Genomic DNA, 26312 nt, shown 5'->3' on the forward strand with positions numbered 1-26312 from the left:
ACTGCAGGGGGGACCCTGTGGGAGAGTAGGACGCCGCCGAACAATCATTCAGAAAAGCCCCTGATCCATCGGATCAGGGGCTTTTCGCATTTCCGTTGACGTATCGTCGGTACATGGACGATCAGACAGCGGTCATTGCGAGCAACGTGCTCAGCCCCGAGCAGCGCGACGGCGCCCTGCGTGTTCTGGCGGAGGCCCAGGCGGTGGACGGCCGGGCCGCGGTGTCCGAGCAGGGCCGGCTCCGGCTGCGGAACGCTGAGACGCCCCGCCCGGGCGTCACCCATGTGATCGAGGGCGAGAACGGCTCCGTCGTGGGCTACGGCCAGCTCGAAGTGCCGGAGGCCCCGACCGCCGGTCCCGCCGCGGAGCTGGTGGTTGACCCGGCCGCCCGTGGTCGCGGCCTGGCCCGTCCGCTGGTCGACGCGGTGCTGGCGCAGGCCCACCGGGCCGGCCGGGACGAGGTGGACTTCTGGGTGCACGGCGGCCACCCGGCTGCCCGGCACCTGGCGGGGGCGTACGGTGCCGAGCTGGTCCGCGAGCTGCGGCAGATGCGCCGCACCGGTGTGCAGACCGAGGCAGTGCCGGTCCCCGCGGGCATCGAGCTCCGGACCTTCCGCCCGGGGGAGGACGACGCCGAGTGGCTGCGGCTGAACGCCCTGGCCTTCGCCCACCACCCGGAGCAGGGCTCCTGGACCGAGCTGGACCTGGCCGAGCGGATCGCCGAGCCCTGGTTCGACCCGGCGGGCTTCTTCCTCGCCACCCGGGACGGCAAGGTGGTCGGCTTCCACTGGACCAAGGTGCACCCGGCCACCGCCACCGAGCCCGAGCTCGGCGAGGTCTACGTCGTCGGGGTGGATCCGGCCGAGCAGGGCAGCGGCCTCGGTCGGGCCCTGACCGCGGCGGGTCTGCGCCACCTGACCGGGTCGGGCGCCGGCGAGCGCGGACTCGCGACCGTCCTCCTCTACGTCGACGCCGACAATCCGGCCGCCGTCCGGGTATACGAGCGACTGGGGTTCACCATCCACGAGGTGGACCTCATGTACCGGGCCCCGTACCGGGCGGACCGGCCGACCCAGGCCCCCGCCTGATCCCATCCGCACGCACACCCGCCCACAAACCCACCCCCCTGCACCCACGCCCCCACACCCACATCCCAAGACCCACCCGAACCACATCCGCACCCAGGCCAGCCACGGCCCAGCCGTAACGGGACGGTCGCGGGCGAGGGACGGACGACCGCGCCGCCCCTTGCCCCGACCGACTCAGCTTTCCTCCTGGCCATGCGGTGTTTACCGTGGATTCAATTGCTGCCGCGAAGATCACAGGATGAAGTCCGTAGTGTCTCGCTCGTGCAGAGTCGACCGCCATTCGTCGGCCGGTCCTGTACGGACCGCGCCCGGTGGGTGGGCGCTGTCTCCGGGGAAGCCCCGGGGCGAGGACGACGGCCCGCAGAGCCATCCGCGTCCGGACGCCGTCCTGCTGGAGGAGCTGGAACCCATGAGCATCCCCCGCCCCGTCCCTGCCCCGCTGGCGCCCACGGCCAGGATGTCCAGTGCGCTGGGCGTCCCGCCGGAGCTGCCGGCCACGGACGAGCAGGAGTTCGAAGCACTGCCGCAGGGCCGCTTCCTGGACCGGGAGCGAAGCTGGCTCGCGTTCAACGAGCGCGTTCTGGAGCTGGCCGAGGACGCGGGGATCCCGCTGCTGGAACGGGCGAAGTTCCTGGCGATCTTCGCCAGCAACCTGGACGAGTTCTTCATGGTCCGGGTGGCCGGTCTCAAGCGCCGGATCGCCACCGGTGTGGCCCAGCGCAGCGCGTCGGGCCTCCAGCCGCGCGAGGTGCTGGACCTGATCTGGACCCGCTCGCGCGAGCTGATGGCCCGCCACGCCGCCGCGTTCCAGCAGGAGGTGCTGCCGGACCTCGCCGCCGAGGGCATCGAGGTGGTGCGCTGGCCGGAGCTGGCCGAGAAGGAGCAGGCCCGGCTGCACACCCTGTTCCGGCAGCAGATCTTCCCCGTGCTGACCCCGCTGGCGGTCGACCCGGCGCACCCCTTCCCGTACATATCGGGGCTCTCGCTGAACCTGGCCGTGGTCGTCCGCAACCCGGTGTCCGGCCACAAGCACTTCGCGCGCGTGAAGGTGCCGCAGTCGCTGGCCCGCTTCCTGGAGGCCTCGCCCCAGCGGTACGTCCCGCTGGAGGACGTCATGGGCGCGCACCTGGAGGAGCTCTTCCCGGGGATGGAGGTGCTGGCCCACCACGCCTTCCGCGTCACCCGCAACGAGGACCTTGAGGTGGAGGAGGACGACACCGAGAACATCCTCAAGGCCCTGGAGAAGGAGCTGATGCGGCGGCGCTTCGGCCCTCCGGTCCGGCTGGAGGTCGAGGAGTCGATCGACCCCTACATCCTGGACCTGCTGGTGCGGGAGCTGAACATCACCGAGGCGGAGGTGTTCCCGCTGCCCGGGCCGCTGGACCTGACCGGGCTGTTCGGGATCGCCGACCTGGACCGGCCGGAGCTCCGCTACCCGAAGTTCGTGGCGGGCACGGCCCGCGGGCTGACCGACGTCGAGTCCGCCTCCCAGCCGGACATCTTCGCCGCGATGCGCGAGCGCGACGTCCTGCTGCACCACCCGTACGACAGCTTCTCCACCTCGGTGCAGGCCTTCCTGGAGCAGGCCGCCGCCGACCCGGACGTGCTGGCGATCAAGCAGACCCTGTACCGCACCTCGGGTGACTCCCCGATCGTGGACGCGCTGATCGACGCGGCCGAGTCCGGCAAGCAGGTGCTGGTCCTGGTCGAGATCAAGGCGCGCTTCGACGAGCAGGCCAACATCAAGTGGGCCCGCAAGCTGGAGGAGGCCGGCTGCCACGTGGTCTACGGCCTGGTCGGGCTGAAGACCCACTGCAAGCTGTCGTTGGTGGTCCGCCAGGAGGGCGACACCCTGCGGCGCTACTCGCACGTCGGCACCGGCAACTACCACCCGAAGACGGCCCGGCTCTACGAGGACCTCGGCCTGCTCACCTCCGACCCGCAGGTCGGCGCGGACCTCTCGGACCTGTTCAACCGGCTGTCCGGCTACTCGCGCCGCGAGTCCTACCGCCGGCTGCTGACCGCCCCGCGCGGCCTGCGGGACGGCCTGGTCTCGCGGATCCACAACGAGATCGCCCACCACCGGGCGGGCCGGCCCGCGTACGTGAAGCTCAAGGTCAACTCGATCGTCGACGAGGCGGTGATCGACGCGCTCTACCGGGCCTCGCAGGCCGGGGTGCCGGTGGACGTCTGGGTGCGCGGGATCTGCGCGATCCGGCCGGGGGTGCCGGGGCTGAGCGAGAACATCCGGGTGCGCAGCATCCTCGGGCGCTTCCTGGAGCACTCCCGGATCTTCGTGTTCGGCAACAACGGCGATCCCGAGGTGTGGATCGGCAGCGCCGACATGATGCACCGCAACCTGGACCGCCGGATCGAGGCACTGTTGCGGATCACCGACCCGGCGCACCGCGCAGAGCTGTCCGGGCTGATCGACCTCGGGGTGTCGGACGAGACCGAGTCCTGGCACCTCGGGCCGGACGGCGTCTGGGGCCGCCACTCGCAGGATGCCGAGGGCCGGCCGCTGCGGCAGGTCCAGGACCTGCTGATCGACTCGCGCCAGCGCCGTCGGGCCGCCACCCCGCGTTGATGCGTCCACTGATGCGAGCCGCCGGAGCGGTCGGGGCCCCCGAAGGCCCCGAGGGGACCCGCTCCGGCGGTCGGCCACCAGCCCCGGGGAAGGGCCCGGGGGAACGGGGATCAACCACGCCATGACCGATGCGCCGATGACGGCCCGGGCGGCCGACACAGCGACCGCCGGGGACATCCTTTCCCGCCAACTCACCGCCCAGGCAGGAGCGTTCCTGCGCGCCCTGCCGCTCGCGGTGGGCGAGGCCGGCGCGAGACCGGGTTCGGCGGCGGCCGTTCCGTCGAGCGGCACCGCGGACCTGCTGCGGGCGGTGCGCCGGATCGGGGGGCTGCTGCACACCTTCGGCGCCGTGTTCGAGCAGGGCTGGGCGCAGGAGTCGCGCACCGAACTCCGCTGGCTGCTCAACCTGTTGGCGCTGGAACCGGGTTACGTCCGCCGCTCGGTGCGGCTGCTGGGCGCGCTGGACTCGCTCAGCGGCACCGACCCGGAGGGCACCGGAATGCTGGCCGGGCACGCGGGTGCCCCCAAGGCGCGGGCGCTGCTGGACCGGCAGTTGACCCTGGCCCGGACCAGGGCGCACTCCACCGTGCTCCAGGAGCTGCGATCGGCCCGGCTGCACGCGCTGGCGGACCGGATGACCCTGCTGGTCGGCGAGGCGCCGCTGCTGGAGACGGCCGACGGCCCGGCGTCGGCGGTGCTGCTGCCGAAGGCGGCGGCCGCGTTCACGGCGCTGTCCGCGAGCGCCCAGCAGCTGCCGCTGCAGCGGGCCGCGACGCCGTACGGCGGGGACGGGCTGCGCCGGCTGGGCGCGACGCCGGCCCCCGTGCCCGCCTTCGGGCAGGAGGTGCCCGCGGCGCGGGTCGCGTCGGCGGACGCGGACTCCGCGCTGGCGGCCGACGACGCGCCCTGGTCCCGGCTGCGGATCCTGGTGAAGCAGGCCCGGTACGCGCTGGAGGTGTGCGGCCGCCCGGCCTCCGAGCTGGACGAGCTGGACACGGTGCTGGACCGGCACCAGGAGGCGGCGGACGCCGCGGTCACCGCCGCCACCGCGGCGCGCACCCCGAGGATCACCCCCGCGACCGCCTACGTGCTGGGCGTGGTGCATGCTGATCAGCGACTGGAGGTGGAGGCGGCACGGTACGCCTTCGGCCGCCGGTGGCCCGACCTCCCGCCAGGCCCGGACGGCTGGCTGGAGATCCCCCCTGCCGAGGGCTGGGGGCATTCCCCCGCACCACGGACGGCCTGAATTGCACGATCGCCTGAGCACCGGGCACAGCAGCCCGAACGTCGGGCAGAGCCGCCCGTGCCCCGGCCGGCCGGTGGAGGCGCTCTCGACCGGGACGGGCCGCACCCCGGTGATCCTCGCGGCGGGCGCGGTGCTCTGGCTGCCCGGGAAGCCCAAGCCCGGCGGACGGCTGGGCCGGCCGCGGATCGCGGTGATCCACCGGCCGAAGTACGACGACTGGAGCCTGCCCAAGGGCAAGCTCGACCCGGGTGAGGGCGTGGTGGAGGCGGCGCTGCGCGAGGTGGCGGAGGAGACCGGCTTCCGCTGCCTGCTCGGCCCGGAGCTGCCCGCCCAGCACTACCTGGCGCAGGGCCGTCCGAAGGAGGTCCGGTACTGGGCGGCGGTGCCGACCGGCGGGGCCTTCCGGCCGAACCGCGAGGTCGACCGCCTGGAGTGGCTGCCGGCGGGCAAGGCCCGGGCGCGGCTGACCCACGACCGCGACCGGTTGCTGGTCGACGCCCTGCTGGCGATCCTGGGGGTGAAGCCCGTACGGGCGAGCGAGGGAGCGCGGGTGCGGGAGCGGTCGAAGTGATCTCCCCGCGCCCTCGCTGTGACGCAACCGTTACTACGTGACGTAGTTTCCTGCCATCCGTTCGAGGTTCACTCCCCGTTCACTTGCGACCGGCTGGCGTGTCACTTACCCGGCCTAACTTCGGGATCACCGGAGGGCCGAACGGGCCCCGGACCACAGCAAAACCCGCGCTCGGCCGTGTCCGCACGGCCTGCGCGACGGGCAATGCCACAGAAAGGGACACCCCTGTGAAGCTCCAGCGGAACGGCCGCTCCAAGGCCCTCGCCATCGGTGCCATGGCGCTCGTCAGCTCGCTGTCGCTCGCCGCCTGCGGGTCGGACAACAACACCAACTCGTCGTCCGGCGGCTCCAACGGCACCTCCGCTGCCGCTGCCGCCATCAACTGTGGCAAGCCCGGCACGCTGCTCGGCGCGGGTTCGACCGCCCAGGCCCCCGCGATCGACGTGTGGAAGACCACCTTCGGCGCCTCCTGCTCCGGCACCACGGTCAACTACAGCGGCGGCGGCTCCGGTGCGGGCGTCCAGCAGTTCAACCAGGGCAAGGTCGCCTTCGCCGGCTCCGACTTCGCCCTCAAGCCCGCCGACGTCGACGCCTCCAAGGCGGTCTGCACCGGCGGCAAGGCGATCGACCTGCCGATGGTGGCCGGCCTGGTCTCGCTGGTCTACAACGTGGACAACGTCGACAACCTGGTCCTGGACGGCCCGACCGCCGCCAAGATCTTCGACTCGCAGATCACCAAGTGGAACGACCCGGCCATCGCCGCCCTGAACCCGGGCGCCAAGCTGCCGGACGCCGAGATCCAGACCTTCCACCGGTCGGACGACTCCGGCACCACCTTCAACCTGACCTCCTACTTCGCCAAGACCTCCGGCGGCGCCTGGAGCGCCGAGCCGAGCAAGGCGTGGAAGGGCAAGGGCGGCCAGTCCGCCAACGGCAGCGCCGGCGTCTCCGCCCAGATCAAGCAGGTCAAGAACTCGATCGGCTACGCCGAGCTGTCCTACGCCCAGACCAACAACCTGAAGAGCGCCAAGATCGCCACCGGCGCCGCTCAGCCGGTCGAGGCGACCGCCGCCAACGCGGCGAACACCATCGCCTCCTCCACGGTGTCGGGCACCGAGGGCGACCTCGCCCTCTCCCTGGACTACGGCACCAAGGCCGACAAGGCCTACCCGATCGTCCTGGTCACCTACGAGATCGTCTGCGACAAGGGCAACAAGGCCGAGACCCTGGACACCCTGAAGTCCTTCTTCACCTACACGATCAGCGACGCCGCCCAGAAGTCGATCGGCGACAAGGGCTACGTCCCGATGCCGGCCGCGATCGGCGACAAGGTCAAGACCGCCGTCGGCGCCCTGGCCTGACCCGACAGGACCCCCGGTGGGACGGCCCCGTGAGCGAGGGGGGCAGGGGCCGTCCCGCCGGAGCACCGCCATCCAGCACCAACGTCCGGGGCACCGCCGCCATGGTGCCGACCCCCTTCCGGGGCGGCACCACCAGACCGGAGTAGACCAATGACTTCATCCTCCCCTGCCGCCCCGCGAGGCAGGGAACGCCGACCGCGCGACAGCCGCGTCGGCGACAAGATCTTCATGAACCTCGCCCGTGGCGCGGGCATCCTGCTGCTGGTCATCATGGCCGCGATCGCCGGCTTCCTGGCCTGGCGCTCGGGCATGGCCCTCAGCAACAACGACGGCAACTTCCTCACCACCTTCGAGTGGGCGCCGGACGCCCCGAAGCCGGTCTTCGGCATCGCCGTCCTGGCCTTCGGCACCATCGTCAGCGCCGTCATCGCGATGGTGATCGCCGTCCCGGTGGCCATCGGGATCGCGCTGTTCATCTCGCACTACGCGCCGCGCCGGATCGCCCAGCCGTTCGCCTACCTGGTCGACCTGCTCGCCGCCGTCCCCAGCATCGTCTACGGCCTGTGGGGCGCGCTGTTCCTGGTCCCGCACATGGACGGGCTGACCAGCTGGCTCAACCAGTACCTGGGCTGGACGTACCTCTTCGACCAGACCAGGACCGGCACCCCGCGCAACCTGTTCACCGTCGGCATCCTGCTGGCGATCATGATCCTGCCGATCATCACCGCGGTCTCCCGCGAGGTGTTCCGCCAGGTGCCGCGGATGCACGAGGAGGCGGCGCTCGCCCTCGGCGCGACCCGCTGGGAGATGATCCGCACCGCGGTGCTGCCGTTCGGCCGCCCCGGCATCATCTCGGCCTCCATGCTCGGCCTCGGCCGGGCGCTCGGCGAGACCATCGCGGTCGCGGTGGTGCTCTCCGCCAACAGCGTCCTGTCGCTGCACATCCTGGACGCGGGCGGCGGCACCTTCGCGCAGAACATCGCGCTGAAGTTCGCCGAGGCCGGCAACAACGGCCGCGACGCGCTGATGGCCTCCGGCCTCGTCCTGTTCGTGATCACCCTGCTGGTGAACGGTGCCGCGCGACTGATCATCGCCCGCCGCAAGGAGTACTCGGGGGCCAACGCATGACCACCCTGACGACCGTCCCCGAGGACGCCCGGCCGCAGGTCGGTCCGAAGCTGACCGCCAACCGACTGCCCAAGTGGACCCCGCCCGTCGTCGCGGCCGGCTCCATCGCGGTCGGCTGCGGGATCGGCGCCGCCGCCGGACTCCGGAGCCACCTCCAGTGGGGCCTGATCTCGGCGCTGCTCTTCCTGGTCGGCGGCTACCTGATCTCGGCCCAGGTCGAGGGCCGCCGCCAGGCCAAGGACCGGTTCGCCACCTCGTTGGTCTGGGTCGCCTTCATCCTGGCCGTCGTCCCGCTGGTCTCGCTGACCGTCTACACGGTCCAGCAGGGCATCGGCGTGGTGAACGGGAACTTCCTGAGCCACTCGATGAAGGGCGTCATCCAGTCCGGCGCCGGCGGCGGCATCTACCACGCGCTGCTCGGCACCCTCCAGCAGGTCGGCCTGGCGACCCTGATGGCCGCCCCGCTGGGCCTGCTGACCGCCGTCTACCTCGTCGAGTACGGCCGCGGCCGGCTCGCCAAGGCCGTCACCTTCTTCGTCGACGTCATGACGGGCGTCCCGTCCATCGTCGCCGGCCTGTTCATCCTCTCGCTGTGGAACCTCGCCCTGGGCTTCAGCTACTCCGGCTTCTCGGGCAGCCTCGCGCTGGCGATCCTGATGATCCCGGTCGTGGTCCGGTCCACCGAGGAGATGCTCAAGCTCGTCCCGAACGAGCTGCGCGAGGCCTCGTACGCCCTCGGCGTGCCGAAGTGGAAGACCATCCTGCGGATCGTCCTCCCCACCGCGATCGGCGGCATCACCACCGGCGTGATGCTCGCGGTCGCCCGCATCACGGGCGAGACCGCCCCGGTGATGATGCTGGTGTTCGGCGCCGACTACATCAACAGCAACCCGTTCGACGGACCGCAGCAGTCCCTGCCGATGTACATCTGGCAGCAGTACTCGGTGGTCAACAACGACTTCGGCTACGCCCGCGCCTGGGGCGCCGCGCTGGTGCTGATCGCCTTCGTGATGGGGCTCAACCTCATCGCCCGGGGCATCGCACGCTGGCGCTCGCCCAAGGCCGGACACTGAGCGACCGACTGACGTACGAAGACAGACGAGAGAAGCAACGATCATGGCCAAGCGCATCGACGTCAGCGGACTGTCGGCCTACTACGGCACCACCAAGGCCATCGAGGACATCTCGATGAGCATCGAACCCCGCTCGGTGACCGCCTTCATCGGCCCCTCCGGCTGCGGCAAGTCCACCTTCCTGCGCACCCTCAACCGGATGCACGAGGTGATCCCCGGCGCCCGGGTCGAGGGCAAGGTCCTCCTGGACGACGAGAACCTGTACGCCTCCAACGTCGACCCGGTCGCCGTGCGGCGCTCCATCGGCATGGTCTTCCAGCGCCCGAACCCGTTCCCGACCATGTCGATCTACGACAACGTGGTCGCCGGGCTCAAGCTCGCCGGCGTGAAGAAGAAGTCCGTCCTGGACGACGTGGTGGAGCGCTCGCTGAAGGGCGCCAACCTCTGGAAGGAGGTCCACAACCGGCTGAACAAGCCGGGGGCCGGCCTCTCCGGCGGTCAGCAGCAGCGCCTGTGCATCGCCCGCGCCATCGCGGTCGAGCCCCAGGTCCTGCTGATGGACGAGCCCTGCTCCGCGCTCGACCCGATCTCCACCCTCGCCATCGAGGACCTGATCGGCGAGCTGAAGTCGCAGTTCACCATCGTCATCGTCACCCACAACATGCAGCAGGCGGCCCGCGTCAGCGACCGCACCGCCTTCTTCAACCTGGCCGGCGTCGGCCAGCCGGGCAAGCTGGTCGAGCTGGACGACACCCAGCGGATCTTCTCCAACCCGTCGGTGCAGGCGACCGAGGACTACATCTCCGGCCGCTTCGGCTAGTCCGGACCCCAGCTGCCCCGCGGTGCTGCATGGCGGTGCCGCCGCGGGGCATGAAGAAGGGCCCGCCCCCCGAGATGTGGGGGGCGGGCCCTGTCCGCTGTGCCGACCGGTGGATCGGCCGTTCCGGCGGGCTCAGCCCCAGAACAGGTGGACGAACCAGTACACCAGCGCCGCGACGACGGCGGCCGCCGGCATCGTGATGAACCAGCCGAGCACGATGTTCTTCGCGACGCCCCAGCGCACCGCGCGGATCCGCTTGGTGGCCCCCGCGCCCATGATCGCCGCGGTGATCACGTGGGTGGTGGAGATCGGCGCCTTGAAGACGAACGACGTGATGTACATGACCGCCGAGGAGGTGGCCTCGGCCGCGAAGCCCTGCGGCGGGTCCAGCTCGATGATCTTGCGGCCGAGCGTCCGCATGATCCGCCAGCCGCCCGCGTAGGTGCCCAGCGAGAGCATGGTCGCGCAGGAGATCTTCACCCAGACCGGGATGTCCCCGGTGGTCTGGTGGCCGGAGATGGTCAGCGCCATCACCACGATGCCCATGGTCTTCTGGGCGTCCTGGAGGCCGTGCGCCAGCGCCATCGCGGCGGCCGAGGCGGTCTGGGCGACCCGGAAGTTGCGCTTGGCGCGGTGCGGGTTGGCCCGGCGGAAGATCCACAGGATCGCCAGCATCACGATGAAGCCGCCGACCAGGCCGACCACCGGCGAGAGGATCATCGGGATGACGATCTTGTCGATGACGCCGTTCCAGATCACCCCGATCCCGCCGGCCAGCGCCGCGCCCACCATGCCGCCGAACAGCGCGTGCGAGGAGGAGGACGGCAGGCCGAAGTACCAGGTGACCAGGTTCCAGGCGATCGCCCCGACCAGGGCGGCGAACAGGATCGCCATCCCCTGGTTCCCCTTGGGGGTCTCGATGATCCCCTTGGAGACGGTGTGCGCCACCCCGCTGCCCAGGAAGGCGCCGGCCAGGTTCATCACGGCGGCCATCGCGAGCGCGGCCCTCGGGGTCAGCGCCCGGGTGGAGACCGACGTGGCGATGGCGTTCGCCGAGTCGTGGAAGCCGTTGGTGTACGTGAAGAAGAACGCAACGCCGATGACGGCGATGAGTGCAGCCATGTCCACGAGGGTCAGGACTCCTTGACGGCGATGGTCTCCACCGTGTTGGCGACGTGCTCGAAAGCGTCCGCCGCCTCCTCAAGGACGTCCACGACCTGCTTCAGCTTGAGCACCTCGATGGCGTCGTACTGGCCGGAGAACAGGTGGGCGAGCAGCTTGCGGTGGATCTGGTCGGCCTGGTTCTCCAGCCGGTTGACCTCGATCCAGTACTCGGTGAGGTTGGACATGCTGCGCAGGTTCGGCATCGCCTCGGCGGTGAGCTCCGCGGCGCGCGCCAGCACCTCGATCTGCTGCTCGATGCCCTTCGGCAGGGTCTGGATGTCGTAGAGGACGACCAGGTCGACGGCCTCCTCCATGAAGTCCATGATGTCGTCCAGCGACGAGGCGAGGCTGTAGATGTCCTCGCGGTCGAAGGGCGTGATGAAGGAGGAGTTCAGCTGGTGGAAGACGGCATGGGTGGTGTCGTCCCCGGCGTGCTCGGCGGCGCGCATGCGCTCGACGATCTCCGCGCGGGCCGACACGTCTGATCCCAGCAGTTCCAGCAGGAGCTTCGATCCGACGACGAGGTTCTCCGCGGCGGCGGCGAACATGTCGTAGAAACTCGTCTCCTTCGGGGTCAGGCTAAAACGCACGGAAATCTCCGATGTGCGGGGTACGGACTGAACGATGCTAGGTGCAACCAAGCGCGATCGCGCAAACGGGGTGGTGAGCAGGGAGGCGGAACCTCCCCTTCCGTTCGGCTGCCGAACCGGCCGACCCGGACCGCACGGCCATGTGCGGACGTGATTCCCCAGTCTGACGGAACCTCGCGCCGATTGCCCCCGTCCTGCGCGCGAGGGACCGGGGCGCCGCTCAGACGGGTGAACCCCGCCGCGACCCCCACCAGGCCGTTCGGCACATGCCGGGTGGGCCGTCGGAACACCGCGGAGGGCCCCGGTGTTGGACACTGGTGGCCGACGCAGCCACCAGGCACTCAGACGAAGGCGGGCCGATGACCACGACGCAAGCGCGCACCGAACCGGACCACGCGCCCGGCACCGACCCGCACGCCGGCACCCCGGCCGCCGCGGCGCACGGGAGCGGGCACGGCCCGCACGGCTACAGTGCGCAGAAGGACGCCCACCTCAAGCGGCTGCGCCGGATCGAGGGCCAGGTCCGCGGACTCCAGCGGATGGTCGACGAGGACGTCTACTGCATCGACGTGCTCACCCAGGTCTCGGCCAGCACCAAGGCCCTGCAGTCCTTCGCGCTCTCCCTGCTGGAGGAGCACCTGCGGCACTGCGTCGCCGCGGCCGCCGAACAGGGCGGCGTCGAACTGGACGCCAAGGTGGCGGAGGCCTCGGCCGCGATCGGCCGACTGCTGCGCAGCTGAGCCCGGCCCCGCACGGCCGGCCCGCGCGACGGCCGTCAGCCGTCGCCCTCCCGCTCGGTCCGGATCGGGTCCACCCGGTCCAGCAGCACCTCGTCGATCCGCTCGGTCGGCAGCCGGTCACCGGCGCTGGCCGTCGCGGCGATCATCAGCTCGCCGGCCAGCTCGATCTCGTCGAGGGCCGCGTCGTCGTGGCCGCCGCTGCGGCCGCCCGTGGACACCACCTGCACCACCCCTTCAGTGCCTCGCCAGCCCGGGCGGCAGCCACCCGACGTCCAGCCTAGGCACTCCGGGGCCCGTCCACATGGCACGGACGGGCCATCTCGGCGCCGCCGAAACGGGTGGCCGTCGCTCCCCGCGCGGCCACCCGCCCGACGGCCTACTTCGGGCTCTCCGAGGGCTTCATCTGGTAGATGTCCGAGGCCGGCGGCTCGGCCGCCTCGACCGGCTTGCCGAAGTCCGACAGCGAGGTGGTGGAGGTGACCTTCACCTGGTCCCTGGCCTCCTTCGACCCGGCCACCCCGGCGAAGGTGAACACCTCGACCACCTTTCGCAGCCGGCCCTGGTCGTCCAGCCAGACGTCGTACGGGACCTCCTTGACGGTGAAGGTCTGCCCGCCCATCCGCAGGCCGTCCCCGCCCCGGCCACCGGTGGCGTCGGCCGCCTTGGCCAGGTCCAGGGTGCCCCGGTAGTGGTGCAGCGGCGTGCCGTTCACGGTCTCGGTGCCCACCAGGTCGGCCTTCTGCACCCCGCGCAGCGCACCCGCCGCCGAGGCCGGGTCGGTGGCGCCGCTGCTCACCAGGTTGCCGTCCGGCAGCTGCCGCACGTCCAGCTTGACCCACTTGCCCTCGGGCACCTTGGCCCCGCTGTTCTGCAGGTAGACGGTGCCCGGCAGGACCACCTCGACGATCTTCCCGGTGGTCGCCGCGCCCGGCGGCACCTGCACCTCAAGCCGGCCGAGCCGCTTCACGTAGTCGTAGCCGCCGCTCCCGCTGAACGAGGCCTTCTTGTCGGCGGACTCGGTGACCAGCTCGGTGGCGGTGTGCGCCGAGCCGGTGCGGCCGGTGATGTCGGCGGCGTTGCGCACCGCCGTCAGCGGGTCCGCGGCCAGCTGGTCGGCGACGGCCGACTGCCGGTCGGAGGAACCGCCGCCGGTGTGGCCCGAGCAGCCGGCGGCTCCCGCGGCCAGGGCGGCGGCGAGCAGGGCGGCCCCGGCCGCCGCGCGCAGGTGCGGCCCCGGACGGCGCGCCGGCCGCCCGGTTCGCTGCTGGTCGGTCATCTTCATCCTCGCGACAACCCCCTCGGGCCCGACTGCCCCTCCGGACCCCTCCGGGCGGGCAGAGCTCTTTCCGGGCAAACGAGTTGAGCCGCGAAGGGTTACGGGAACCGGGGAAACCCGGGGCGTCGCGCACCGGCCGTCCGGCGCGTTACGGTGAACCACGTGCACAGTGAGCTGCCGACCGTCCCCGGCACCACCCGGATGCCCGAGCACCGCGTCGCGGTCGGCGAACGCGGTTCCTTCGCCTTCGCGACCTGCAGCTGCGGCTGGTACTCCGCCGCCCGCCGCTCCCGTGACCTGGCCCGCCGCGAGGCGGCCGACCACGCCGCCGAGTACGGCGGCGAGCCCGCCGACTAGCCGGGCCGGGGCCTGGATCAGGCCGCCAGATCCGACTCCGGCGGCTGCTCCTCGGAGCGCACCGCCCCCCGCCCGCGCCGACGGCCGCGCGGGGCCGCGCCACGGGCCGTACCGCCGCGCTCCGGCGCCCGGATCAGCGGGGCGACCGCCGTCCGGCCCAGCGCGTGGCAGAACGGGACCAGCACCGCCATCGCGATCGGCGCCAGCAGCAGCACCACGGCGGCGGCGAGCGCGTAGCCGCCGATCACGTCGGTCGGGTAGTGGACGCCCATGAACATCCGGCAGAAGCCCTGCAGCAGGGCCAGGCCCCCGGCGATCCAGCCCAGCCTCCGGTTCACCAGGAACAGCGACACCGCGACGGCCATCGTCATGGTCGAGTGGTCGCTGACGAAGGAGTGGGTGCCGGCCTTGCCGTCCACCAGCACCAGCAGCCCGGGGTGGTCGACGAAGGGCCGCGGCCGGTCCACGATCGCGGCGATCGGCAGGTTGGCCAGCTCGGCGACGGCCACCGAGAGCGGCACCCAGAGCAGCCCGGCGATCGCCACCGGCGCGTCCGGACGGCGCCTCGCCTGCAGCCAGCCCACCAGCCCGAGCATCGCGAGGCCGATCAGGATGCCGTACTCGCCGATCCACGAGACCAGGTGGTCGAGCCACTGCGGGGAGCTCTTGGCCAGGCCGTTGACGGCGTAGAGCAGGCCGAGGTCGGGGTTGGTCGTGTCGGCAAGCGGCGTCGACACGCCGCACCTCCTTCTGGTCCGCTGTACCTGTGCGTTCCCGCCGGGGCCCGCCCGGCGCGGAACGCTGACGGGGGGCCATCGGACCCAACGTCATCGCCGGGACACAGCGTTCCACGGAAACGCCGGGTTATGGAAACTTGACTCAGCGTCCACAGCCCGCACACAGACCGACGGACGACTCGGCCGGTCCCGCCGGTTCCACCCCTTCGATCAGGGCCGTCCCACCGCCGTCGGGGCGGGCGGGGCGGCGGCCGCGGGGCGGCCGGTGGCGGCAGGCGCCGTGGTGCCGGGCCGGCTCGGGGGCTGTACCGCGCCGTTGCCGTTGTTGTCGCGGGTCGGCAGCGCCTGGGCGCCGTCCGAGGTCACCCGGGTCGCCCCGATGTACTCCCTGGTGTCGATCTTGTCGTAGCGGATCACCGCCCCGGTGTGCGGTGCGTTGATCATGTAGCCGCCGCCGACGTAGATCCCCACGTGGTGGATGCTCCGCGGATCGCTCAGGTCCGTCGCGAAGAACACCAGGTCCCCCGGCCGCAGCTGATCGCGCGACGGGTGCGGCCCGGCGTACCACTGGTCGTTGGCCACCCGGGGCAGCTCGATGCCCACGGTGGCGAACGCCGCCTTGGTGAGCCCGGAGCAGTCGAACTGCCCGTTCTGCGAGGACAGGCCCTCGCCGCCCCACAGGTACGGCGTGCCGAGCTTGGTCTGGGCGAAGTAGATCGCGCCGGCCGACTGCGCGGACACCTCCACCGGCGCGGTCGGCGCGGCGAAACTGCGGGCCATCGCCTGGATGTTCCGCACATAGCCCTGGGTCTCCCGGTACGGCGGGATCCCCCCGTTCTTCGTCACCGCGTACGGGCCGGCGTTGTAGGCGGCCAGCAGGTTGGCCTGGGGGTCGCCCGGCACCCCGGAGACGTCCTTGGCCAGCGCGCAGTCGTACACCGCCGCCGTGGCGATCGCGTCGTACGGGTTCCAGACGTCCTTCTTGCCGTCCCCGTCACCGTCCGTGGCGTACACCGGCCAGGTGCCCGGCATGAACTGCGCCATCCCCTGCGCCCCGACCGGCGATTGGGCCCTCGGGTCGAAGCCGCTCTCCTGGTACAGCTGCGCCGCGAGCATCGGTGCGGAGATCTCCGGGCAGAGCGATCCCCACTTCTGGAAGGCATCCTGATAGGCCGCCGGGACCGTTCCGGGAGAGAGCGCCGAGCGATTCGCCGACTGCTGCGGCGTCCCACTCGCCGCATACGTCCCCATCGTCACCAGACCGAGGAACCCGAACGCGACAACTCCCGCCGCAGCGGCGGCCGTACCGGCCTTCCGGAGTACCATCAGCACCATCCCGACGAATCGTCAGTCGAAGTGTCCCGGAAGGCGTTGCTCACCGCAATCATCAGAGATACAAAGAGTGAGCGCTATCCTTCGTACGGTGGACATCCTCGCGCACGTGTCCGATGCCTCACGACCAATCCGCGAGAAGTAGCCAAGTCGACATCAGATCTGGCCAAGAATAGGTACCGACCCTTCGCGCGGGCGGGGTCAGGGCCCTTGAATTTGCCTGATCGGGCGGTGAGATGGAAATGAACCTGAGCAGCGTGCACACCTATGCGGTCGGCCACCTGGCCGAGGACCCACCCAAGAAGCCGAGCATCGACACCATCATCGGCGGCATCGCCCCGGACTGGGGTCCGTTCGCGACCCTCGGCTCGGAAGCCCGGGTGATGGTCGAGGTCATCATGGCGCTCGCCATCATCCTCTGCCTCGGCATCGCGGCCTGGGGCGCGGCCAAACAGCGGATCGGCGCGACCGCGATGCGCGACAGCTTCGGCGCCGAACAGGGCAAGGGGCTGATCATCGCCGGGCTGACCGGCGTGTTCATCATCGGATCACTCGGGACTCTGTTCACCATTGTCTACGGCATGGCGATCTGACGATCGGACAACTCGGACACCTCGGACAACAGTGACCCGGACCGGCTGAGGGCAGGTTCCCCATCCGGACCCCACCAGTGGCCGACCAGCCAGGACTCCACCCCCGTTCCCACCCTCCGTCCGCGCCCGCCCCCGGGCGGAGGGCCCCCGGAGCCGCATCCCCGGCTCCCCGCACCAGGAGGGCCGCCGTGCCGTTGTCCGACGACCAGCCGCACACCCGTACGCGGCTGCCGGTCGACGAACAGCCCTCCGCTCCGGCGAGCCTCCGTCAGTCACGGCCGCTCCGCGCGCTGCTGACCGTCCTCGTGGTCGTCACGCTGCTCGTCGTCGCCGTCTCCATCGCCAACCGCGGCAAGCCCGGCAACGGCGGCGGCAGCTCCGCCGACCACGCCGCGGCCGGCACCGGCTCCGGCGCGGGCCCGGCCCCCAGCGGCGACCAGCCCGTCGGCACCACCGTCAACGGCATCGCCTCCGGCTTCCCGCACAGCGACCAGGGCGCCCAGTCCGCCGCCGCCAACTACGCGGTGGCGATCGGCTCCGTGGACATGTTCCGCACCGACAGCCGCCACACCATCATCGCCACCATCGCCGACCCGGGAGCGGCGGGGGCGCTGCAGAGCCGGCTGGACCAGGGGTTCTCGCCGGAGACGGCAGCCCGGTTCGGTGTGGACGCACAGGGGCGGGCCCCCAAGGGGTTGACTTTCGTCAGCCGGACGATCCCGGTCGGGACCAAGAGCAACGGCTACACCGCGGACGGTGTCAAGGTCGACGTTTGGTGCAACGGCCTCTTCGGACTGGCCGGTGAGCGGTCGACCAAGCCGGTCTCCGAAGAGTGGTTCACGCTCAACCTCAGTCTGCGATGGGCCGGAACGGATTGGAAGCTCACTGACTTCAGCCGAGTGGCGGGCCCGGCTCCTGTCCCGCCGGACCAGCAGGCCGCGACCGCGGAGGAGATCACTGGTGCCGTCGAGCAGTTCGGAGGCTTCCGCTATGCCCGCTGACGGTAACTCGGGCTTCGTCCGCCGGATCGTCGGCCGTGTGACCGGGACGGCGCTGTTCGGCGTCTTCTCCGTCGTGTTGGCGGCCAACCGCGCGATGGCGGACCCATCGCCCACCCCCGGTGCCGGGGTTACCAACACGGCGTGTCCGGGAGTTCCGCTCCCTGGGAACGACGTGTACTGCGCTCCGCCCGGGGGTGGTGTCCCCGGGAGCGGCACCGTGGGCACCGTGACCGATCCGCTCGGGTCGCTGGCCAAGGGCTGTGCCCAGGCGGCGGCGTGGGTGGTGCGGAAGCTGTCCGGGGCGATCGACGGGACGACGGCGGTGGACTTCACCAACCAGTCGTTCCTGCAGCAGTACGCCGTGGTGTTCGCGGTGTCGACGGTGATCACGCTGGTGCTGTGGCTGCTGGCGGTGACCAAGCGGGCGGTGCGGGGGGTGCCGCTGACGACGGCCGTCTCGGAGGCGGTCGGCTTCCTGTGGCTGACAGTGGTGGCCTCCGCGTTCACGCCGCTGATCCTGTTCACCGTGGTGAGCGTGACGGACGGGCTGACCAAGGCGATCGCGGTCGGGACGAAGTCGGACACCGGGACCTACCTGAGCGGCTTCGCGGACACCCTGGAGAAGGGGGACGTCGGCGGCGGCCCGCTGATACTGGTGATCGTGTCGCTGGTGGCGGTGCTGGCGGCGGCGGTGCTCTGGATCGAGCTGGTGATCCGGGCGGCGATGCTGTACGTGGGGGCGCTGCTGGGGACGGCGGTGTACGCGGGGCTGGTGGACCGGCAGTTGTGGAAGCACGTGCGCCGGTGGGCCGGGATGATGCTGGCGGTGGACCTGGCGAAGCCGATCATCGTGATCATCCTGGGTCTGGCGGGCGCGGTGGCGACCGGCGCCGGGGCCAACGACGACTTCGCCCGGGTGCTGTCCGGGCTGGCGATCCTGTTCCTGTCCATCTTCGCGAGCGCCGCGGTGTACCGCTTCGTGCCGACCTTCGGCGACGAGATGCTGAACATGCGCCGGGCCCGGGCGAGCGCGGTGCAGGCCGGTTCGGCGATGATCAACGGCACCGCGAACCTGATGAAGCAGGGCATCACCACCCACGGCGACCGCGGTCCGCAGGCGGCCGGTGCGGGTGGTGGCGGTGCGGGCGGCGGCTCGGTCGCGCCCGGCATCGCCGCACACGCCGGCCGGACGCCGGCCCCACCGCCGCAGGCCGGGCCGCCGCAGGCCCCGGTTCCGATCCGCGACAGCAATCCAGCGAAGGGAGGGTGACGGGTAAGTGAGCAGCGAACCGCTCGGCCAGTACGGTGCCCAGTACGCCCAGCCGTACGTGCACCAGCGCCGCACCTACCTGATCGGCAAGGCCCGCCCGAACGCGCCGATCGGCCGGAACCGGGAGTCCGGCGAGATCCTGCTGATCATCTTCGGGGCGTTCGTCGGAATGCTCTGGGGCCTGTTGATGCCGGTCCTGCCGCTGCGGATCGCCGGTCTGCTCGGCCTGCCCCTGCTGGCCATCGCGGCGGTCTACGTGCCGTACCGCAAGCGGACGTTCTACAAGTGGGTGGAGATCAACCGCACCTACCGCCGGACGGTCCGCCGCGGGCGCGGGGTGTGGCGTTCGGACGCGATGGACGCGGGCACCCGGATGGACGGCCGGGAGGTGGAGATCGGACCGCCGCCCGGGGTGGGGCGGCTGCGCTGGCTGACCGCGCCGTTCGGGCCGGACGAGGTCGGGGTGCTGATGCACCTGGAGCGGCGGACGGTGACGGCCGCGATCGAGATCGAGGGCCCGGGCGTCGGCCTGCGCGACTCGGAGGACCAGGAGGCGCTGGTCGACCGCTTCGGGACGCTGCTGAAGCACGTCGCCAACGGGGACGGTTTCGTGACCCGGCTGCAGATCCTGGCCCGCACCCTGCCGGCCGACCCGGACGCGCACGCCAAGGACGTGGAGCGGCGCGGTGACCACGACGCGCCGCGCTGGCTGCAGGAGTCGTACGACCAGCTGCAGTCGATGGTGTCGACCTCCTCGGAGCAGCACCGGGCGTACCTGGTGGCCTGCATGCACTACACCCGTGACCTGGCGGCCGAGGCGCACGCGATGGGCCGCAACGCCTACGAGAAGCGCGCGGCCGGCGGTCCGTCCCGGGACGACGACGGGCTGGCGGCCGTGATGGCCCGTGAGCTGACCGACATCTGCGCCCGGCTGGCCGAGGCGGACATCCGGGTGCGCCAGCCGCTGGGCCAGGCCCGGCTGTCCTCGCTGCTGCACTCGATGTACGACCCGGACCACCCGATCGACCACATCCAGGCGATGTCCCGGCGCAACGCGTGGCCGGCCGAGCTGGACGCGACCCACCCGCAGTACCTGACGGCGAAGACCCGCGAGTCGGCGACCCGGGAGCCGTGGTGCCACGCCACCGCGTGGATCAAGGAGTGGCCGCTCACCCCGGTGGGCGTCAACTTCCTGGCCCCGCTGCTGGTGCACACCCCGGACGTGATCCGGACGGTCGCGGTGACGATGGACCTGGAGCCCACCGACGTCGCGATCGAGCGGATGCTGACCGAGAAGACCAACGACGAGGCGGAGGCCAGCCGCGCGGCCAAGATGAACCGCACCGTCGACCCGCGCGACCTGGCCCACACCGGCCGGGTGGACCAGCGCGGCGACGACCTGGCCTCCGGCGCGGCCGGGGTGAACCTGGTCGGCTACATCACGGTCTCCTCGCGCAACCCCGAGGCGCTGGCCCGCGACAAGCGGACCATCCGGGCGTCGGCCGGCAAGAGCTACCTCAAGCTGGAGTGGTGCGACCGCGAGCACCACCGGGCCTTCGTCAACACCCTCCCGTTCGCCACCGGCATCCGCCGCTGACCGCCGCGCCCGTCCGTCCGCACCGCACCCGTCCACCCCTACCGCTGGCACCAGGAGGCCGCCCATGGCGCTCGGCAACCTCACCGACGCGTTCACCAGCCTGTTGTTCGGCAAGGTGGAGACCACCCGGCTGCCGGTACGCACCTCGACCGGCCAGGCGCAGGCGGTCTACCTGCCGACGGCCGCACCGGGGCTGGGCGACTCGGGCGTGATCATCGGGCGCGAGGTGTACAGCGGCAAGGGCTACGTGTACGACCCCTTCCAGCTGTACGGGCAGCAGCTGCCGGCCCCGCACTGGCTGGTGCTGGGGGAGTCCGGCAACGGCAAGTCGGCGCTGGAGAAGACGTACGTGCTGCGGCAGTTGAGGTTCCGCGACCGGCAGGTCGTGGTGCTCGACGCCCAGGGCGAGGACGGCGTGGGCGAGTGGAACCTGATCGCCGAGGCGCTGGGCATAAAGTCGATCCGGCTGGACCCGATGGCGGCCCGGGACGGCGGGGTGAAGCTCAACCCGCTGGACCCGGCGATCACCCAGACCGGGCAGCTGTCGTTGCTGCGCACCATCATCGAGGTGGCGATGGGGCGCGGGCTGGAGGAGCGGGCGGGCTTCGCGCTGAAGGCCGCGCACGCCCATGTGGTGGCCACGGTGAAGGACCGTCAGCCGGTGCTGGACGACATCATCGACACCCTGCGCAGTCCCGAGCTGTCCTCGGTGGAGTCGCTGGGCGTGGCGGTGGACGAGGTGCAGTCCTGGGGCCTGGACGTGGCGCTGGTGCTGGACCGGCTGGTCGACGGTGACCTGCGCGGCATGTTCGACGGCCCGACCACCGACGGCATCGACCTGGACGCGCCGCTGATCGTCTTCGACCTCTCGCACATCGACCGGAACTCGATCGCGATGCCGATCCTGATGGCGATCGTCGGGGTGTGGCTGGAGCACACCTGGATCCGGCCGGACCGGAAGAAGCGCATCTTCCTGGTCGAGGAGGCCTGGCACATCATCAACAGTCCGTTCGTGGCCCAGCTGTTCCAGCGGCTGCTGAAGTTCGGACGACGGCTCGGGCTCTCGTTCGTCGCGGTGGTGCACCACCTGTCGGACGTGGTGGACGGTGCGGCGGCCAAGGAGGCCTCGGCGATCCTGAAGATGGCCTCCACCCGGACGATCTACATGCAGAAGGCCGAGGAGGCGCGGGCCACCGGCCGGGTGCTGGGTCTGCCGCGCTGGGCGGTGGAGATCATCCCGACCCTGTCGCCGGGCATCGCGGTGTGGGACGTCAACGGCAACGTCCAGGTGGTGAAGCACATCATCACCGACACCGAGCGGCCGCTGGTGTACACCGACCGCGCGATGACCGAGGACGCGGTGGCCGAAAGGGTGCGGGCCGAACGGCAGTTGGCGGCCGAGCCGGGGGTCTGACCGGCGGGCGGCCGACGGACGGCCGGAGGGCGGCGTGATGGTGCGCAGGCTGCCCGTCCGCGTCCGGCCGCGATGGTTCGTCAGCAGGTAATGCTCTCGTTACGTTCTACGTCCTGACAGCTACGCGCGTTGACCCTAGGCTGCACTCGCGCAACCCATCGCGCACGCCCGGTGTCCTCCGCCGCCGCGCGGTCCTCCAAGTGCAGGGGTTCCCTCATGCTCACCGTCAGATCCCGACGGGCGGCGTTCGCCGTCGTCGCCGCCGCAGGTCTGTTCGGCACGGTGGTCGTGCCGACGGCCGCTCAGGCCGCCGACGCCGACGCCAGGCGTCACAAGACCGTCAACCTCCAGCTGCTGGCGATCAACGACTTCCACGGCAACCTGGAGCCCCCGGCCGGCTCCTCCGGCGCGATCAAGGAGGTCGACCCGGCGACCGGTCAGGTGGTCTCCACCCCGGCCGGCGGCATCGAGTACCTGGCCACCGAACTGCGCAAGGCGCGGATCCCGGCCGACGACTCGATCACCGTCGCGGCCGGCGACATCGTCGGCGCCAGCCCCCTCACCTCGGCGCTGTTCCACGACGAGCCGACCATCGAGGCGATGGACAAGCTCGGGCTGGACGTCACCTCGGTCGGCAACCACGAGTTCGACCAGGGCGCGGCGGAGCTGCTGCGCAAGCAGGAGGGCGGCTGCCACCCGACCGACGGCTGCTACGAGCCCGGCCGCACGTTCAAGGGCGCCAACTTCAACTACCTGTCGGCCAACGTCACCGACGAGAAGACCGGCAAGACCCTGCTGCCGCCGTACTGGGTGACCAAGTCCCAGGGGGTGAAGATCGGCTTCATCGGCGTCACCCTGGAGGGCACGCCGAACATCGTGACCGCCGAGGGCGTCAAGGGCCTGAAGTTCGCCGACGAGGTCACCACGATCAACAAGTACGCCGCGGAGCTCAAGGCCAAGGGCGTCAACTCGATCGTCGCGCTGGTCCACGAGGGCGGCTACCCGGCCAGCGGCGTCTACAACTACGACTGCGGCCCGGCCGGCCAGGGCGTCTCCGGCCCGATCGTCGACATCGCCCGGAACATCGACCCGGCCGTCGGCGCCATCGTCACCGGCCACACCCACAACGCGTACGCCTGCGAGATCCCGGACCCCAACGGCGTGCCGCGCTCGGTCACCAGTGCCGCCTCCTTCGGCCGGCTGTTCACCGAGATCGACATGAAGCTGGACAGGACCACCGGCGAGATCGTCCGTCCCTCGGTCAAGGCCGAGAACCACGTGGTGCGCCGCACGGTCCCGAAGGCGCCGGACATGACGGCGCTGATCGACCGCTACTCCAAGCTGGCCGCCCCGATCGCCAACCGTCCGATCGGCTACATCTCCGCGGACATCAACGGCCGGGGCAGCAGCGACCTGGAGAAGCCGCTCGGCGACGTGATCGCCGACGCGCAGCTGGAGGGGCTCGCCCCGGGTCCCAAGGGCGGGGCGCAGGTCGCCTTCATGAACCCCGGTGGCCTGCGTTCCGACCTGGTGTACAAGGCCTCGGGCAGTGAGGGCGACGGCGTGGTGACCTACGGCGAGGCGTTCACCGTCCAGCCGTTCACCAACATGATGCAGGTCAAGACGCTGACCGGCGCCCAGCTGGTCCAGCTGCTGCAGCAGCAGGTGAGCGGGCTCAACGAGGCGGCGCCGAAGGTCCTCCAGGCGTCCTCGAACCTCCACTACACCCTGGACATGCGCAAGACCGGCGCGGACCGGGTGGTCGTGGACTCGATCCGGCTGAACGGTGCGCCGGTCGACCCGGCCGCCAAGTACCGGGTCGCGGCCAACGAGTTCCTGGCCGGCGGCGGCGACGGCTTCCCGGCTTTCGCGGCGGGCACCGACAAGCTCGTCGGCGCCTCCGACCTGAACGTCTTCACGGCCTACCTGGCGGCCCACAGCTCGGCGGCCTCGCCGCTGAAGCCGCCGGCGCAGGACCGGATCAAGATCCTCGGCCCGGGCAGCGACATCGACTGACCGTGAGCCGATCCTGAGCGACGGGCGGGGCGCTGTCGGGGCGCCCCGCCCGTCCTGTTCTTCCCGGGCCTCCGCGCGGCTACTCGGGGGAGGGGCCTCCGGGCAGCCGTACGGTGGCCAGGGCGCCGGGGCCGCCGTCCTCGGCCGGGCCGAGGGTGACCTCACCGCCCGCCTCCCGGACGCTCTGCGCGACGATCGACAACCCCAGGCCGGAGCCGGGCAGTTGGCGCGAGGAGGGGGAGCGCCAGAACCGGTCGAAGACGTACTGCAGCTCGTCCGGCGGGATGCCGGGGCCGTGGTCGCGGACGGTCAGCACGCCCTGGTGGAGGCGGACTTCGATGGTGCCGCCGGGCGGGCTGTACTTGACCGCGTTGTCCAGCAGGTTGATCACGGCCCGCTCCAGGCCGGACGCGTCGCCGTGGACGTACCAGGGCTCGGTGCTCACCTCGAAGACCAGACCGGGACCGCGGAGTTCGGCGCGCTGGACGGCCCGGTCGGCGATCTCGTGCAGGGCGACCACGGTGAGGTTGGGGCCGGCCTTCGGGGTGTCGGGGCGGGACAGCTGCAGCAGGTCGCCGATCAGGACGGTGAGTTCCTGCATCTGGGCCTTCATGTTGCCCAGCAGCTTGGTCTTGGTCGCGGGGGGCAGCGGGCGGCCGGTGTCGTCGCTGCGGATCAGCAGGTCGACGTTGGTGCGGAGCGAGGTGAGCGGGGTCCGCAGCTCGTGGCCCGCGTCGGCGATCAGACGGGTCTGGCGCTCGCGGGAGTTGGCGAGGGCGGTGCTCATGGAGTTGAAGGAGGTGGACAGGCGGGCGATCTCGTCGTCGCCGTGCACCGGAATGGTGGTGCCGACTTCCTCGGTGCGGGCGATGTGCTCGACGGCGCCGGTGAGACGGTCGACGGGCTTGAGGGAGGAGTGGGCGACGAGGCGGCCGGCGACGGCGGCGAGGAGGATGCCGCCGAGGGAGACGGCGCTGAGGAGGATGGCGAGGCCCTGGAGGGAGTCCTCGACGGACTGGGTGGGGGTGGCGACCATCAAGAGGATGGGACGTGTCCCGAAATGGGTCAGGGACACTCGGACGACCGCAGGAGTCCCGTCGGTGAACTGGCCGTCCCTGATGATCGATTGGCCGTTCTTGAGAAGAAAGACGTTCGAATCGCCGGGTTCCAGCTCGATCGCTTTGGTCGCGTAGGGAGGAAGGCAGACGCCCGTCGGATTTTCCCGGACGTACTGGGTGTCCCGCGCGACCGATCCGGTGTTCTCGGGCGTCAGGCCGTGGGACTGGTTCTGGAGCGCGGACTCCGGGGTGCTGTAGCAGTCGAGGCTGGGTACCCGGGGAGGTGGTGGCAGCGTCGCGCTGGCCAGGTCCGTCCGCACCTGGTTGTACAGCTGCTTCTCCACGATGAACCAGCACGCCAGCGCCGACAGCGCGATGGCCACCGCCACCGCCGCCGCGCTCAGGAAGGTGAGGCGGCCGCGGAGCGAGCGGGAGCGGTACCAGTGGACGATCCGCTCGCGTCGGCCCGGGGTGCGCGGCGGCGCCAGCGGCGGGGGCGGAACTGTGTTCACGCGCCGGCGCCGGCGGCCGGGCGCAGGGCGTAGCCGACGCCGCGCACGGTCTGGATCAGGCGCGGCATGCCGCCCTGCTCGGTCTTGCGGCGCAGGTACATCACGTACACGTCCAGGGAGTTGGAGGAGGGCTCGAAGTCGAAGCCCCAGACCGCCTTGAGGATCTGCTCGCGGGTGAGGACCTGGCGGGGGTGGGCGAGGAACATCTCCAGCAGCATGAACTCGGTGCGGGTGAGTTCGACCGGCTTGCCGGCGCGGGTGACCTCGCGGGTGGCGGTGTTCATCCGCAGGTCGCCGAAGGCGAGCACCTCGCTGTCGTCCTCGGCGGCGGCGCGGGCGGCGGCCTCGGTGGCGAGGGCGTTGCGGCGCAGCAGGGCGCGGACGCGGGCGAGGAGTTCGTCGAGTTCGAAGGGCTTGGCGAGGTAGTCGTCGGCGCCGACGTCGAGGCCGGTGACGCGGTCGCCGACGGCGTCGCGGGCGGTGAGCATCAGGACGGGGACGGTGTCGCCGCGGGAGCGCATCCGGCGGACGGCGGTGAGGCCGTCCATCCGGGGCATCATGATGTCCAGCAGGACGAGATCGGGCTTGTCGCGTTCGACGGACTCCAGGGCCTCGTAGCCGTCGGTGGCGGTGGCGACCTCGTAGCCCTCGAAGGCGAGGCTGCTCTCCAGGGCGTCCCGGAGGGCGGGTTCGTCGTCGACCACGAGGAGCCGGGCGGAGGGGTGGCCGGCCTCGGCGGTGCTGCGGTCGTCGGCGGACGGGGTCATGGGCTGGTGCCCTT

Annotated in this window: 24 protein-coding genes; 16 read left to right on the forward strand and 8 right to left on the reverse strand. The window is 71.3% G+C overall.

All coding sequences use genetic code 11. The features are described 5' to 3' along the window. Positions 1-113 precede the first annotated feature (113 nt). The 8 genes from mshD to pstB all read left to right on the forward strand — a co-directional run bounded on the left by mshD (position 114) and on the right by pstB (position 9874). The gene (mshD, locus tag ACZ6Z8_RS36470) at positions 114-1088 is read left to right on the forward strand and encodes a mycothiol synthase (protein ID WP_465614306.1); all 975 of its coding nucleotides are present in this window, start codon (positions 114-116) and stop codon (positions 1086-1088) included. A 409-nt stretch (positions 1089-1497) separates the two neighbouring features. After that, positions 1498-3675: an RNA degradosome polyphosphate kinase gene (locus ACZ6Z8_RS36475; RefSeq protein ID WP_465614307.1), complete on the forward strand. Its 2178-nt coding sequence runs from the start codon at positions 1498-1500 to the stop codon at positions 3673-3675. Between the two features lie 121 nt (positions 3676-3796). Next, the gene (locus ACZ6Z8_RS36480) at positions 3797-4921 is read left to right on the forward strand and encodes a CHAD domain-containing protein (protein ID WP_465614308.1); all 1125 of its coding nucleotides are present in this window, start codon (positions 3797-3799) and stop codon (positions 4919-4921) included. A gap of 73 nt (positions 4922-4994) precedes the next feature. After that, positions 4995-5492, forward strand: a complete 498-nt coding sequence (locus tag ACZ6Z8_RS36485; RefSeq protein WP_465614358.1) for an NUDIX hydrolase — start codon at positions 4995-4997, stop codon at positions 5490-5492. A 227-nt stretch (positions 5493-5719) separates the two neighbouring features. Next, the gene (pstS, locus tag ACZ6Z8_RS36490; RefSeq protein ID WP_465614309.1) at positions 5720-6853 is read left to right on the forward strand and encodes a phosphate ABC transporter substrate-binding protein PstS; all 1134 of its coding nucleotides are present in this window, start codon (positions 5720-5722) and stop codon (positions 6851-6853) included. Between the two features lie 150 nt (positions 6854-7003). Next, on the forward strand, positions 7004-7981 hold the full coding sequence (gene pstC, locus ACZ6Z8_RS36495; RefSeq protein ID WP_465614310.1) for a phosphate ABC transporter permease subunit PstC: 978 nt from the start codon (positions 7004-7006) through the stop codon (positions 7979-7981). After that, positions 7978-9054 (forward strand): phosphate ABC transporter permease PstA, encoded by a 1077-nt coding sequence (pstA, locus tag ACZ6Z8_RS36500; RefSeq protein WP_465614311.1) that lies wholly within the window; start codon positions 7978-7980, stop codon positions 9052-9054. The genes pstC and pstA overlap by 4 nt, the downstream gene beginning before the upstream one ends. 43 nt (positions 9055-9097) lie before the next feature. Next, complete coding sequence (pstB, locus tag ACZ6Z8_RS36505) at positions 9098-9874, forward strand: phosphate ABC transporter ATP-binding protein PstB (protein ID WP_465614312.1); 777 nt, start codon at positions 9098-9100, stop codon at positions 9872-9874. 132 nt (positions 9875-10006) lie between these two features. Here the strand turns inward: pstB and ACZ6Z8_RS36510 are convergent, their stop codons facing one another. Then, entirely contained in the window at positions 10007-11002 is a 996-nt protein-coding gene (locus ACZ6Z8_RS36510; RefSeq protein ID WP_465614313.1) for an inorganic phosphate transporter, read from the reverse strand. A 5-nt stretch (positions 11003-11007) separates the two neighbouring features. Beyond that, positions 11008-11628, reverse strand: a complete 621-nt coding sequence (locus ACZ6Z8_RS36515) for a DUF47 domain-containing protein (protein WP_030059626.1) — start codon at positions 11626-11628, stop codon at positions 11008-11010. A 359-nt stretch (positions 11629-11987) separates the two neighbouring features. Here ACZ6Z8_RS36515 and ACZ6Z8_RS36520 point away from each other — a divergent pair, with 359 nt between their 5' ends. Next, positions 11988-12368: a metal-sensitive transcriptional regulator gene (locus tag ACZ6Z8_RS36520; RefSeq protein ID WP_465614314.1), complete on the forward strand. Its 381-nt coding sequence runs from the start codon at positions 11988-11990 to the stop codon at positions 12366-12368. 35 nt (positions 12369-12403) lie between these two features. Here ACZ6Z8_RS36520 and ACZ6Z8_RS36525 read toward each other — a convergent pair whose 3' ends face one another. Together ACZ6Z8_RS36525 and ACZ6Z8_RS36530 are read right to left on the reverse strand one after the other, a co-directional pair. Further along, positions 12404-12589, reverse strand: a complete 186-nt coding sequence (locus ACZ6Z8_RS36525) for a hypothetical protein (RefSeq protein WP_465614315.1) — start codon at positions 12587-12589, stop codon at positions 12404-12406. A 155-nt stretch (positions 12590-12744) separates the two neighbouring features. After that, positions 12745-13644, reverse strand: a complete 900-nt coding sequence (locus ACZ6Z8_RS36530) for an SCO4651 family lipoprotein (RefSeq protein WP_465614316.1) — start codon at positions 13642-13644, stop codon at positions 12745-12747. Positions 13645-13806: 162 nt separating this feature from the next. On the opposite strand from ACZ6Z8_RS36530, the gene ACZ6Z8_RS36535 reads away from it, so the two are divergent. Next, positions 13807-14001 carry a hypothetical protein gene (locus ACZ6Z8_RS36535; RefSeq protein WP_465614317.1) on the forward strand — a complete coding sequence of 65 codons (195 nt, stop codon included), beginning with the start codon at positions 13807-13809 and terminating at the stop codon, positions 13999-14001. 17 nt (positions 14002-14018) lie between these two features. Here ACZ6Z8_RS36535 and ACZ6Z8_RS36540 read toward each other — a convergent pair whose 3' ends face one another. Both ACZ6Z8_RS36540 and ACZ6Z8_RS36545 read right to left on the reverse strand, forming a co-directional pair. Further along, positions 14019-14738, reverse strand: coding sequence for a phosphatase PAP2 family protein (locus ACZ6Z8_RS36540; protein WP_465614318.1), 720 nt, complete (start codon positions 14736-14738; stop codon positions 14019-14021). A 210-nt stretch (positions 14739-14948) separates the two neighbouring features. Next, positions 14949-16064: a C40 family peptidase gene (locus tag ACZ6Z8_RS36545; protein WP_465614359.1), complete on the reverse strand. Its 1116-nt coding sequence runs from the start codon at positions 16062-16064 to the stop codon at positions 14949-14951. 248 nt (positions 16065-16312) lie between these two features. Between ACZ6Z8_RS36545 and ACZ6Z8_RS36550 the strand changes: the two genes are divergently transcribed. The 6 genes from ACZ6Z8_RS36550 to ACZ6Z8_RS36575 all read left to right on the forward strand — a co-directional run bounded on the left by ACZ6Z8_RS36550 (position 16313) and on the right by ACZ6Z8_RS36575 (position 23961). Then, on the forward strand, positions 16313-16663 hold the full coding sequence (locus tag ACZ6Z8_RS36550) for a hypothetical protein (protein ID WP_046386924.1): 351 nt from the start codon (positions 16313-16315) through the stop codon (positions 16661-16663). A gap of 188 nt (positions 16664-16851) precedes the next feature. Continuing rightward, positions 16852-17664, forward strand: a complete 813-nt coding sequence (locus tag ACZ6Z8_RS36555) for a hypothetical protein (RefSeq protein ID WP_465614319.1) — start codon at positions 16852-16854, stop codon at positions 17662-17664. 226 nt (positions 17665-17890) lie between these two features. After that, positions 17891-18934 carry a hypothetical protein gene (locus ACZ6Z8_RS36560; RefSeq protein ID WP_465614320.1) on the forward strand — a complete coding sequence of 348 codons (1044 nt, stop codon included), beginning with the start codon at positions 17891-17893 and terminating at the stop codon, positions 18932-18934. A 7-nt stretch (positions 18935-18941) separates the two neighbouring features. Further along, on the forward strand, positions 18942-20531 hold the full coding sequence (locus tag ACZ6Z8_RS36565) for an SCO6880 family protein (protein WP_465614321.1): 1590 nt from the start codon (positions 18942-18944) through the stop codon (positions 20529-20531). Positions 20532-20595: 64 nt separating this feature from the next. Further along, on the forward strand, positions 20596-21945 hold the full coding sequence (locus tag ACZ6Z8_RS36570) for an ATP-binding protein (protein ID WP_465614322.1): 1350 nt from the start codon (positions 20596-20598) through the stop codon (positions 21943-21945). A gap of 216 nt (positions 21946-22161) precedes the next feature. Beyond that, positions 22162-23961, forward strand: a complete 1800-nt coding sequence (locus ACZ6Z8_RS36575) for a bifunctional metallophosphatase/5'-nucleotidase (protein ID WP_465614323.1) — start codon at positions 22162-22164, stop codon at positions 23959-23961. Positions 23962-24040: 79 nt separating this feature from the next. On the opposite strand, the gene ACZ6Z8_RS36580 is transcribed toward ACZ6Z8_RS36575, so the two are convergent. Both ACZ6Z8_RS36580 and ACZ6Z8_RS36585 read right to left on the reverse strand, forming a co-directional pair. Next, the gene (locus ACZ6Z8_RS36580) at positions 24041-25531 is read right to left on the reverse strand and encodes a sensor histidine kinase (RefSeq protein ID WP_465614324.1); all 1491 of its coding nucleotides are present in this window, start codon (positions 25529-25531) and stop codon (positions 24041-24043) included. Beyond that, positions 25528-26298: a response regulator transcription factor gene (locus ACZ6Z8_RS36585; protein ID WP_465614325.1), complete on the reverse strand. Its 771-nt coding sequence runs from the start codon at positions 26296-26298 to the stop codon at positions 25528-25530. The genes ACZ6Z8_RS36580 and ACZ6Z8_RS36585 overlap by 4 nt, the downstream gene beginning before the upstream one ends. Positions 26299-26312 lie beyond the last annotated feature (14 nt).

This window comes from Kitasatospora sp. NPDC101108 (assembly GCF_055584725.1).